Below are 11,712 nucleotides of genomic sequence, written 5' to 3' on the forward strand. Positions count from 1 at the left end.
GCATTTACGCCAAGGCCAACGCTGCTGATTTCTCGCGGCTAGCGCGCTGCAATGCCGGAACGTCAATAATCAGTGCGACACTACCGTCACCCAAAATGGTTGCCGCAGAAATGCCGGCGACCTTGCGATAGTTGGTTTCCAGATTTTTAACCACAACCTGATGCTGGCCAATCAGTTGATCAACCAATAATGCAAAGCGTTGTCCCTCTGCCTGTACGATCACGACAATCCCTTGCGTGGGATCGCGGCCCGCACCAGCGACATCAAACACCCTATGCAACGCGGTCAACGGCAGATATTCGCCGCGTACGTGCATCACCTGCTCGTCGTTGGTGACAGAATGGATATCTTCTGTGCGTGGCTGTAACAATTCAATGACATAGTTGAGCGGCAGAATATAAACCTCGCTTCCAACCTTCACCGACATGCCGTCCAGTATCGCCAGTGTCAACGGCAGGACGATCCTGATGGTGCTGCCGCTTCCCTGGCGTGAAGATATTTCGACGTGGCCGCCCATATCCTGAATATTCTGCTTGACCACGTCCATACCGACACCACGTCCTGAAATATCCGTAACTTTCTCTGCGGTCGAAAATCCTGGAGCAAAAATCAATTGCCAGACCTCATCGTCGGAAATAGTCGCTGCATCGCCTATCAACATGCCTCGCTGCATCGCCTTGGCCAGAATTTTTTCGCGATTGAGGCCCGCACCATCATCGCTGACTTCAATCACAATGTTGCCACCGTGATGATGAGCGGACAGCAAAAGCTCGCCAACCGGATCCTTACCAGCTGCGATCCGCTGCTCTGGCATTTCAATGCCGTGATCGAGACTATTACGTACCAGGTGCATCAACGGATCAACGATGCGTTCAATCTGACTTTTATCTAACTCAGTCGCCTTACCAAAGGTGACGAGCCGCACTTCCTTACCCAATTTTGCAGTCAGGTCGCGTACCAGGCGCGGGAAGCGACTGAACACGTAATCCATTTGCATCATCCTGATCGACATCACGGATTCCTGCAGATCACGGGCGTTACGTTGTAACTGTCCCATGCCGCTTAATAGTCGCTCATGAATGACAGGATCAAGGGTTAACGCCGTTTGCGCCAACATTGATTGGGTAATGACTAATTCCCCCACCAGATTAATAATCAGATCGACCTTCTCGACGTCAACGCGGATAGAACTCGATTCTTTCGCCCCGGTAGTGCCAGCCGCGTTACTCGCGCTAACTGCCGCAGCCGCGGTAGTTCTGGATATAGGACCCGGGGAGACCGCTTGATCGGCTGCAATTGCCCGATCAACCTGAATCGCCGGTAACCCCGGTTCGACTTGATCCTGAGTTTGCGGCAACAGAGCAGCGTCCATTGGCTCGGCCACCTCACGGCTAATATTGATTTGATCCATATCTATAATGAAACAGCACACCGCGATGATGTCATCGGGTTCGCAGGTCGTTTCCAACCACAGCACCAAGTCGTCACCGCTTTGGGTCTGTGCCAATACTTCACCAAGATTAGCCAACTCGCCGGTAAGTAAGGAACGGTCGCTCTCGGAAATGCCGGACAAGCGCACCTTTAAGCGCGCCGAACCGCTGGCAACCGCCGTTGGCGGCGCTATCGGGGATGGAGCGGCAACAACTGCCACCGCTGCTTTTGCGCCAGTCGACGACTCATCCGTAATGTCCTCCTCCGCCAGTTGCTTCAGGACCGCGCAAATACGTGCGACCGTCTCCGGATCTGGCTCGGTGCCGGCCCGATAGGCCGCTAATTGTTCTTGCAGCACGTCTTTTGCTTCCAAAAATACATCGATCATTTCCTTGCTCAATGTCAATTGAAGATGCCGCGCCCGGTCCAACAGATTTTCCAGAAGATGCGTCGTGTCCGTAAGCGCGGCAAAACCAAACGTTGCAGCGCCGCCTTTAATCGAATGTGCAGCGCGAAAAATAGCATTTAAATGTTCGTTGTCAGGCATATCGACATCGAGACCTAGCAGCAACTGCTCCATTTCGGCCAGCAACTCATCTGCCTCCTCAAAAAACGTCTGGTAAAACTCGGTTATATCCATTGGGTCTTCACATCCTTGCTTGATACTTCGTGTGCGATGCCACGCATGTAGACCTTCAAATATTCAATAGCTAAAACTTCGCAATTATTCGGCCTTACTATGTCTATTACGGACGAAAACGCATTAACTGAATCCCGGGAGCACTTTATTTAATGGTTGTTGCTGTAATGAATCCAGCGCAACGGCGGTTGGTGTTGACCTGCGGCCGCATCCTGTCATAAGGCACATGTCTACGCACAGTGCACCAACAATTTCTCATAACACACAAGATCGGCGTACCGAAACCGCGCGCTGAACACAGGCACTTGAACGCGCTCTTAAAATCCCATACTAGCCAGCAAATCATCAACCTGCTCCTGATCCGAAACCGCATCCGAACTGGTCACAACCGAGACTTGCGGCCCAAACAATAAATTACTCGCCGGGCTAACAACCGCCGCATCGTGACGGCTATCGGTCGGCGCGTTATCGATCAGAACTTGCAGCAATTGCTTTTCAATGTGCAGCACTACTTCCGTCATCTTCTTGATCACCTGGCCGGTCAGATCCTGGAAATCCTGTGCCATCATAATTTCTATGAGTTGCGCATTGATCGCCGCCGCCTGCTTTGGCACTTCCTGCAAATAACCACGGGTATCCAATACCAGTGCACGCGCATGCTCCAGCTCAACTGGATTGGCAAACCACGCATCCCAGCGGTTGTTCAACTGCCTGGCTTGCTGCGCCATCTGATCCTGGATTGGCTGCGCTACGTCGATCGCGTTCAATGCACGTTCTGCTGCACGCTCGGTCATTGCGGCCACATAAGTCAAGCGCTCGCGTGCATCAGGGATGGCCTGCGCCGCCTTGGCGATTTCCTGGTCCAGTCCTAACTCGCGCATGCTTTCGCGCAACAGGCGCGTCATGCGCCCGATCCGACTAACAAGTTGTTCGGCGGTGTCTGCAGCAACCGGCACGTTTGGCATAGAGAGCGCAGTCGGCGACATGTCAGACCCTTTCTTTCTCAATTTTTTCGAATATCTTGCTGATTTTTTCTTCCAGCGTGGCAGCGGTGAACGGCTTCACTACGTAGCCGTTCGCACCAGCCTGCGCAGCGGCAATGATATTTTCTTTTTTTGCCTCGGCGGTCACCATCAGAACAGGTAATCTAGCCATTGTCGGGTCCGCACGAATCGCCTTCAACATGGTCAGCCCATCCATATTGGGCATATTCCAATCGGAGACGACAAAACCGAAGTTTCCACCCTTTAACTTTTGCAGACCGGCCGCGCCATCCTCCGCTTCGTCAACATTCACGAAATCCAGCTCTTTGAGCAGATTACGAATAATTCGGCGCATGGTTGGAAAATCGTCTACCACCAGAACTTTGATACTTTTATCGACCATGATTACTCCAGACATGTTTACCGTTATTACAGTGCTACCGCAATTATTGCTGCCGTAACTGCTTCTTTGAATTTTTTTGTTTCGCCAATAAAATCAGCATGACGAATGACAATTCATCATGCGCAAGACCACCCTTATTTCTTAAACGCGATTCGATCTTTCACCCAATGCCATCAGGCGTACCATCAAACGATGACTCATTTCCCTGATGCTCACCACTTCATTTGCGGCGCCCATCTCTATCGCTTCACGCGGCATACCGAACACCACGCAACTGGCCTCATCTTGCGCCAGCGTGTAAGCACCCGCCTGTCGCATGCGCAGCAACCCGGCGGCACCATCGCGGCCCATTCCCGTCAAAATGATGCCGATAGCGTTTTTCCCCGCATGTGTGGCGACTGAGTCGAACAGCACGTCGATCGATGGCCGGTGGCGATTTACCGGCGGTTCCTGATCTACTTGTGCGACATAGTTAGCGCCACTGCGTGCCAGCGACAGGTGGTAGCCACCCGGTGCAATATAGGCATGACCGGGCAACACCCGTTCGCCATGCACCGCCTCCTTGACCGTGATCCGGCATAAACCGTTCAAGCGCTGCGCAAACGAATGGGTAAAACCCGCTGGCATGTGCTGCGCGATCATGATGCCAGGGCAATCTGGCGGCAATGGCTGCAACACTTCTCGAATCGCTTCGGTCCCGCCGGTAGAGGCCCCGACGATGATCAGCTTTTCGGTACTTAATAATGGAATGTGGAGCATCGGTGCCAGCGCTGCGCTACAGGGCGTTGCACCGACGCTAGTTGGCGGGCGTCGCGCAGGCTGCAAACGTGCATGTGACGCCGCACGAATTTTGTCCGCAATCAGCTCCGTATATTCAAGCAAGCCATCACGGATGCCAAGTCGCGGTTTGGTGACAAAATCGACGGCTCCCAGTTCCAATGCCCGCATGGTGATTTCCGAGCCGCGTTCGGTCAGAGACGACACCATGACCACCGGCATCGGCCGCAGGCGCATCAGTTTTTCCAGAAAATCCAGGCCATCCATGCGCGGCATTTCGACATCCAGTGTCAGCACGTCCGGATTCAATTGCTTGATCAAGTCACGCGCGACTAGTGGGTCGGGTGCGGTCGCCACCACCGTCATGTCAGGTTGACTGTTGATAATTTCCGTCATCAAACTGCGAATCAATGCTGAGTCATCTACACACAATACTTTGATCTTATTGGTCGTCACATGCCCCCCTTATTTTTATCAAAATGCTGGTACCCTGGCGCGTTCGTGTGCGGTATATCGAACAAATCCACGCGATTGAGCGCCAGCGGGCGGGCCAACGCCTGCGCTAATATATGCTCCTCTTTTTGCACCTCCAAGAGGTCATCACGACGACGTAATTTTCGTACCAGTACCTTTCCGCTTTCGGGGAAATAGCTGACTCGACGAGGTAAATTTCCACGTAGGTCCTGTGCCGTTACCCGCACCTGCTCCATTTGCAAATAGCGCAATACAAAGTCGGCATTGCGATCCCCGATATTAAGCATCGTCATGTTCGGCAACACCGCGCCGCCCCCGAACACCTTGGCCTCAAGTCGATCACGCCGTGCGCCTGCCTTAATTAGTTCGTTGAGCAGCACTTCCATCGCATAAGTGCCGTAGCGCATAGCTTGAATCGATATCGCCCCTGAGGAATCCGGTGCGTTGGGGCCGGCATCGTCGGGCAACATGAAGTGATTCATGCCGCCAATTCCCGCGGTACTATCACGCACGCAGGCGGATACACACGAACCAAGCACTGTCGTCAGCACCATGTTGCTGGAGGTGACGTAATACTGGTTGGGCAGCAACCTGATTGCGTCCATTTCGAATTCGCGATCAAAATAATGACGGCTGGCAACCGGCTCCATCGCTGCGGAAGTCATGCCCGCACCTTGGCAGAGGTGAGTTCATATACGGTCTGGCCACGTAAGCTGAGCGATTGATTCACATAGGAAAAATTTTCGGAATGCCCGGCAAACAACAAGCCATGCGGCTTCATCAACGGTGTAAAACGTTCCAATATTTTTTCCTGTGTCGGCTTATCAAAATAAATCATCACATTGCGACAGAAGATTGCGTCGAATGGCCCCTTGATGGCCCACTGCGAACTCAGCAGATTCAGTTGGGTGAAGGTCACCATTGCGGCGACCTCTGGCCGGATTCTGACCTTGCCGGCCTGCGCGCCGGTACCCTTCAGAAAGAAACGCTTGAGGCGTTCCTGCGGCAATTTACTGACCTGCTCCATGGTGTAAACACCCACTGCCGCCTTTTGCAATACCTGCGTATCGATATCGGTCGCCAGCACCTTCGCCGAACTGGCCCGACTACCGAGTGCCTCGATCAGTGTCATCGCAATCGAATACGGCTCTTCGCCGGTCGACGCAGCCGAACACCAGACGTTCATCGGTTGCGGACAGTTCACAGCATGCGCTGCCAACAGCGGAAAATGATGCGCCTCGCGGAAAAATGCGGTCAGATTGGTGGTCAGCGCATTGGTAAATCTCTCCCATTCGTCGCTATGTTTATCGGCCTCCAGCATCGCCAGATAGGACGTAAATTCAGTCAACCCCAATTCTCGTAGACGCCGCGACAAGCGGCTATACACCATCTCGCGTTTTTGCTCACCCAAAGCGATGCCGGCGCGCTGATGAATCATGCTGCGCACACGAGAAAAATCGGTATCGGTCAACGTAAAATCACGCATAACCGAGGAATTTGAGAGTGAATGAATTGCCACTGAGGTCCTAATAAAGCGTACAAGTTAAATGCGCATGAATAGAGAGGCAAGCCGTTGCTGCGACGGGTCCCAGCATGTTGCAGTAACGCTTGCGGCGCAGACCGGAGATGAGTTTAAAATTTCTCCCACTCACCGTCAGCGGTGACGGCTGCGATAGCGGCGCGTTTAAGCGGTTTGGCATTCGTCGACGGACGCCTGGCATCGCTGCCGGCAGCCGTGCCACGCAAGGCCGCCGGGACGGGACGATGCACCGTTCTTAGCGGCGCACTGACAGTCGCACGCCGGCGGTCTGTCTTGAACACGCTGACCACTTGCACCAAATTGCCGGCCTGCTCCTGAAGGGACGCGGCAGCAGCGGCAGCCTCTTCGACCAACGCGGCATTCTGTTGTGTGACTTGGTCCATCTGCATGATTGCCTGATTGACCTGTTCAATACCCGAGGTTTGCTCCTGGCTGGCCGCTGTGATCTCGCCCATGATGTCGGTCACGCGCTTGACGCTTTCAACGATCTCGCCCATGGTAGCGCCAGCCTGGTCAACCAGTTTGACACCGACGTCGACTTTTTGTACAGAGTCATCAATCAAGGTCTTGATCTCCTTGGCCGCAGCGGCCGAGCGTTGCGCCAGGTTGCGGACCTCGCTGGCCACCACCGCAAAGCCGCGTCCCTGTTCGCCGGCACGCGCTGCTTCCACCGCTGCATTCAGTGCCAGGATGTTGGTCTGGAACGCGATACCGTCGATCACGCTGATGATGTCGACGATCTTCCTGGCCGATTTGTTGATCGAACCCATCGTATCAACTACTTGCGACACCACTCCCCCACCTTTGATCGCGATCTCGGACGCAGACAACGCCAGTTGATTGGCTTGCCGTGCATTTTCGGCATTTTGTTTGACAGTACCGGTCAATTCTTCCATTGACGCCGCCGTTTCCTCGAGCGAACTGGCTTGCTGTTCAGTGCGCGACGAGAGGTCCAGGTTGCCGCTGGCGATCTGCCCGGACGCAGTCGCGATCGCATCGGTACCGGTGCGTACTTCGCCAACGATTTTTACCAGGTTGTCATTCATTGTCTTCAGCGCTTGCAACATCTGGCCTGTTTCTTCGTGCGAGTTAACGACGATAGAACTGGTGAGATCACCTTCGGCTACGCGCCGCGCAATGACAACCGCGTCACTTAACGGACGCGTGATACTCCGTGTGGTCAATGTACCTAACAGGAGGCTGACGGCGACCGCCAGAAGGGAAATAGTCAGCACCAGCATGCGTGTTTGATTTGCCTGTGCGTCCACTTCCGTCCCTGCAGACTCCATCAGGCCTGACTGAAACTCGATCAACTGGTCGAGTATTTTCATATAGGCAAGCTGAGCCGGACGCAGTTCCTTCAGTAACACCGTCTTAGCCTCGTCTTTTTTGTCTTGCTTTGCCAGTGCAATAAAAGTCGCTTTCAACGTGGTGAACCGCTGCCTTACCTCGATCAGTGCTTTGAGATCTTCTCTACCTTGTGGCGTGATAATCATCCCATCAAGTTTATCAATCGATGCAGTAATGACACGCGAATCCTCCTCAATTTCTGCAAATTCCTTATTGGTTGCATCAGCATCCGTCATCAACAGGACCTCGCCCATCTCGCGTGCCGTCTCGTTCAATCTATCTTTGATCCTGTGCGCAAGCACTGTCTTGGGATAGCGATCCTCGTTCATTAGCTTAATATCACCGCCGAGGCTTCCTACGCGGATATAGGTGATCGCCGCCAAAATAAGCGGCAGGAGGGTAAGGGTCCCAAAAGCCAACATTAACTTGTGACTAATCTTCAAATTCCGAATGTTCATTTTATTTTTTCCCGTCGGAAATATCTGGTTGCAAATCTTATTCATCGCGCTCTCGCCATCAGGCGCGACCTGGCTTAACATTCCAATTTTCTTGCTAGACATCGATGTGTTGATAACAACAGAACCAACATGCGATGAACGATCGCCCCCATCAATCAAACGATCCTTAATCAGCGTCGTTCCCATCTATGGCGGTTGGCGATGCGGGTCACGCTCGATAACCACGCAACTCCGTATTCTTCCAGGCCTGAGGTCGAGATGAGAACCTCCCGTGATGTGATTACGGCCGCATTACGGCGTGCCCTGCCGTTAAGCGGCTGCACGTTGGCTAGCATAAAGATCCTTTGTTAATATGAAACAAAAACCGCTGACACATAGGCTGAAGATAGCAACTGTCTCCATGCTCAACTTACTTAACGGCAATCAATTGCATTTTCTTTAATTAGAAATTTGGCGACGCGCGCGTGCTCATGCCTTAATTTCTTATAGGAAATCGGCTGACGAGGAACAGGGGATCCACGCAGAAGCAATTAACCTCTCACCGAGTTGCGCCGAAGAAAATTATTGAATTATGGAAAGCGAATAGAAAGGCTTCAGGAGGTTATTTCTAATTACTTGGTCAACGCAAAGTAAAAGACGAGCGCCATCAGCGAGAGCCAATGCGGGCCGCCCCTGATGACCGTGGTGCTTGCAGAACGAGAATAGGAGCAGAGGGGAAAATCAGGATAATTTTTGATTTATGCAGCCGTTGGCACAGTGACAGAAATTGATAACTGATCATTGATCATTGATCATTGATCATTGATCATTGATGATGCAAATCGTCGGTCCATTCAACCAAAGGGAACGATTGGATTCTGAACTTACGTAGTGACATGAAAATATAACGCTGAGTTAATTCGTCGGAGCTGGTCCCCACTCGAAGGCAAGTTTCCCCAATGTAAACTGTACCGCCCGAACTTTTCCTCGATAACACTCTGAGGCAATTACGAGGGGATCACTCCTTCGCCTAAGAAAGATTCGCACCTTTATCAAGCAGCGTGACCCCACCTTTTAGCAAGGCATTAACGTCAGATCAAATCCCACCTGACAAAACTCAGCCTACATTGGAAAGTGAGCAAACCACAAACTTACTTTGCCTTTCCCAGCATACTAAAAATACTCGAAAAATCCAAGCCGCCGGCACCGCTCTTGCTATGGATGTCGTAAAGATTTCGCGCTAACGATCCCAGCGGAATACTGCTGCTGGTAGACAATGCGTTTTCCGTCGCCAGGCCGAGATCCTTCAACATCAAGTCAACCCCGAAGCCGCCGCTGTAGTCTTTCGATGCAGGAGCGTTTTCCATAATACCGGGACATGGGTTATACACTTCCAGCGCCCAGTTGCGGCCCGAACTTTTTGACATGACTTCTGATAATATTTTGGGGTCCATTCCATTTGCCATACCAAGCCGGATTGCTTCGGACGTGCCAATCATCAATATGCCTAGCAGCATGTTGTTACACATTTTGACGGTTTGGCCGGCCCCGCTTTCGCCAGCGTGAAAGATGGCTTTCCCCATAATCTCGAACATCGGTTTAGCCAGTTCAAAACCGTCTGCAGAGCCGCCGACCATAAACGTCAATGTCCCCGCCACCGCGCCGCCCGTGCCGCCGGACACCGGAGCGTCAACCATGGTAAAGCCTTTTTCGCTGGCCGCTGCCGCCACCTTGCGCGCGCTGTCAGGCGCAATCGTTGAGCAATCAATGAGCAACGTTCCGGGCTTTGCTTGCGCCAAAATTCCGTTCTCACCGAAGTACGCCGATTCGACGTGACGGCTGGCTGGCAGCATCGTAATAATTGTTTTTGCTGATTTGATTGCGGAGATCAAATCAGCGCCGTTACTGCCGCCCCCTGCGATAAATTTCTCGACGCTGGCGGGCACCAGATCATGGCCGCTAACGCGGATTCCGGCACGCACCAGATTCAGCGCCATCGGCAAACCCATATTGCCGAGTCCGATAAAAACTACTTCGCTATCCATATATTATCTCCTTAGCAACGTTACTTCATTGAGATCGTGGTGTTGATCTGACCGCCATCATCATCGGGAGCGAACCAGCGCGCCGTTACCGTCTTGGTCTGGGTCCAGAACTGAACAGCTTGTTTGCCGTTTGGTCCAAGATCACCGAGCTTGGAAGCACGCGAACCAGTAAAGCTAAAATACGCTACCGGCACAGGAATGGGGACATTGATACCGATCTGACCGACATCAATTTCATTTTGAAATTTACGCGCCGACCAGCCGGAAGACGTAAAGATCGAAGTACCGTTGCCGTTCGGATTGGCATTGATAAACGCAATCGCATCGTCCAGGGTTTCCATCTCGACTACGCACATCGCGGGACCAAAAATTTCTTGCGTATAAATATCCATTTCAGCTGTTACGCCGGAAAAAATAGTTGGTCCTACGAAGTTACCGTCCGGGTAATCGGCGACTTTACAGTCGCGTCCATCAAGCAATAGATTAGCGCCTTGCTCCACGCCGGTTCCGAGCAAACGTTCGGTACGTGCTTTGGCCGCTTTGGACACCATCGGGCCGAGGTCTGCGGTGCGATCGCTGCCCGGACCGATCTTCAACGTGCGGGAGCGCGACACAATCTCCGGCAGCCAATCTCTGGCTTTGCCAACCAACAGCACGACAGAGTTAGCCATGCAACGCTGACCGGCAGCGCCAAACGCCGCACCAAGTAGATTATTGATTGCCTGATCTTTATTTGCGTCCGGCAAAACGATGCAATGGTTCTTAGCTCCCATCATGCACTGCGCCCGTTTGCCAGATTCGCTGGCACGGCGATAAATATGCGTACCGACATTGGTGGAACCGATGAAGGAAACGGCCTTAATGTCTGGATGATCGCACAGCATGTTGGCGACATCGGGACCGCCATGGACCACGTTCAGCACGCCCGGTGGAAGACCCGCTTTTTGCGCCAGTTCAACCAAAAATAGCGACGATGAAGGATCTTGTTCGGACGGTTTTAGTACGAAGGTATTACCGCACGCAACGGCGACCGGAAACATGAAACATGGCAGCATGACTGGAAAATTGAAGGCGGTGATACCTGCGCCGACACCAATCGGTTGATGAATGGTGTAGACGTCGACACCGGTTGCGGCGTTTTCTGCCAACTCCCCCAATTGCAACGAGGTAATAGAACACGCGTGCTCGACCACTTCCAGTCCGCGCATGATTTCGCCTTCGGCATCCGGCAATGTTTTGCCGTGTTCACGCGTAATCAGTTCAGCCAGCGGTGCGATATTCTCACGCAATAGTTGCTGAAACTTCAGCATGATGCGCATGCGCTGACTGAGCGACGTGTTGCGCCAGGTACGGAACGCCTGTTTTGCTGTCGCTACCGCTTCATCGACTTCGGTCTTAGTCGCAAACGGTACGCGCGCGACCACTTCTTGCGTGGCTGGATTGACAACGTCACGCCATTCGGTACTGGTTGACTGGACGGCTTTGCCGTTGATATATAGCGGCACGTTAGGGATGGTGAATTCAGACATGTTTATTTTCCTTCAAATAAAAAATGGTAATTCGGAAAGTAGTGAATGCAAAAATGATACAAATTCAAACCAATACTTGAACGGTTTATGATCATCGCCGCCG

9 protein-coding genes are annotated in these 11,712 nt (G+C 52.6%); all 9 read right to left on the bottom strand.

The annotated features are described in order from the left end of the window. Nucleotides 1-4 precede the first annotated feature (4 nt). Nucleotides 5-2,071 (bottom strand): chemotaxis protein CheA, encoded by a 2,067-nt coding sequence (cheA, locus tag JQN73_RS02480; protein WP_205321563.1) that lies wholly within the window; start codon nucleotides 2,069-2,071, stop codon nucleotides 5-7. A 317-nt stretch (nucleotides 2,072-2,388) separates the two neighbouring features. Then, a complete protein-coding gene (cheZ, locus tag JQN73_RS02485; protein WP_205321564.1) occupies nucleotides 2,389-3,057 on the bottom strand; it encodes a protein phosphatase CheZ in 669 nt (222 codons plus the stop codon). 1 nt (nucleotide 3,058) lies between these two features. Further along, nucleotides 3,059-3,457, bottom strand: a complete 399-nt coding sequence (gene cheY, locus JQN73_RS02490) for a chemotaxis response regulator CheY (protein WP_205321566.1) — start codon at nucleotides 3,455-3,457, stop codon at nucleotides 3,059-3,061. Nucleotides 3,458-3,598: 141 nt separating this feature from the next. Continuing rightward, the gene (locus tag JQN73_RS02495; RefSeq protein WP_240162515.1) at nucleotides 3,599-4,630 is read right to left on the bottom strand and encodes a chemotaxis response regulator protein-glutamate methylesterase; all 1,032 of its coding nucleotides are present in this window, start codon (nucleotides 4,628-4,630) and stop codon (nucleotides 3,599-3,601) included. Nucleotides 4,631-4,686: 56 nt separating this feature from the next. Further along, entirely contained in the window at nucleotides 4,687-5,373 is a 687-nt protein-coding gene (gene cheD / locus JQN73_RS02500) for a chemoreceptor glutamine deamidase CheD (RefSeq protein WP_205321570.1), read from the bottom strand. Next, nucleotides 5,370-6,194, bottom strand: coding sequence for a CheR family methyltransferase (locus tag JQN73_RS02505; protein ID WP_205323136.1), 825 nt, complete (start codon nucleotides 6,192-6,194; stop codon nucleotides 5,370-5,372). Before JQN73_RS02505 ends, cheD begins: the two co-directional genes overlap by 4 nt. Nucleotides 6,195-6,340: 146 nt before the next feature. Beyond that, nucleotides 6,341-8,056 carry a methyl-accepting chemotaxis protein gene (locus JQN73_RS02510; protein ID WP_205321572.1) on the bottom strand — a complete coding sequence of 572 codons (1,716 nt, stop codon included), beginning with the start codon at nucleotides 8,054-8,056 and terminating at the stop codon, nucleotides 6,341-6,343. Nucleotides 8,057-9,186: 1,130 nt separating this feature from the next. Then, entirely contained in the window at nucleotides 9,187-10,080 is an 894-nt protein-coding gene (gene mmsB, locus JQN73_RS02515; protein WP_205321574.1) for a 3-hydroxyisobutyrate dehydrogenase, read from the bottom strand. Nucleotides 10,081-10,100: 20 nt separating this feature from the next. Continuing rightward, complete coding sequence (locus tag JQN73_RS02520) at nucleotides 10,101-11,609, bottom strand: CoA-acylating methylmalonate-semialdehyde dehydrogenase (protein WP_205321576.1); 1,509 nt, start codon at nucleotides 11,607-11,609, stop codon at nucleotides 10,101-10,103. Between the last annotated feature and the right edge of the window lie 103 nt (nucleotides 11,610-11,712).

Origin of the sequence: Glaciimonas sp. PAMC28666, assembly GCF_016917355.1 — a bacterium.
GTDB lineage: Bacteria > Pseudomonadota > Gammaproteobacteria > Burkholderiales > Burkholderiaceae_D > Glaciimonas.

What these genes read in the sequence shown, in the direction of transcription:
- cheA (WP_205321563.1), bottom strand. Translation starts at nt 2,071, where the DNA reads ATGGATATAACCGAGTTTTACCAGACGTTTTTTGAGGAGGCAGATGAG.
- cheZ (WP_205321564.1), bottom strand. Translation starts at nt 3,057, where the DNA reads ATGTCGCCGACTGCGCTCTCTATGCCAAACGTGCCGGTTGCTGCAGAC.
- cheY (WP_205321566.1), bottom strand. Translation starts at nt 3,457, where the DNA reads ATGGTCGATAAAAGTATCAAAGTTCTGGTGGTAGACGATTTTCCAACC.
- JQN73_RS02495 (WP_240162515.1), bottom strand. Translation starts at nt 4,630, where the DNA reads ATGACGGAAATTATCAACAGTCAACCTGACATGACGGTGGTGGCGACC.
- cheD (WP_205321570.1), bottom strand. Translation starts at nt 5,373, where the DNA reads ATGACTTCCGCAGCGATGGAGCCGGTTGCCAGCCGTCATTATTTTGAT.
- JQN73_RS02505 (WP_205323136.1), bottom strand. Translation starts at nt 6,194, where the DNA reads ATGCGTGATTTTACGTTGACCGATACCGATTTTTCTCGTGTGCGCAGC.
- JQN73_RS02510 (WP_205321572.1), bottom strand. Translation starts at nt 8,056, where the DNA reads ATGAACATTCGGAATTTGAAGATTAGTCACAAGTTAATGTTGGCTTTT.
- mmsB (WP_205321574.1), bottom strand. Translation starts at nt 10,080, where the DNA reads ATGGATAGCGAAGTAGTTTTTATCGGACTCGGCAATATGGGTTTGCCG.
- JQN73_RS02520 (WP_205321576.1), bottom strand. Translation starts at nt 11,609, where the DNA reads ATGTCTGAATTCACCATCCCTAACGTGCCGCTATATATCAACGGCAAA.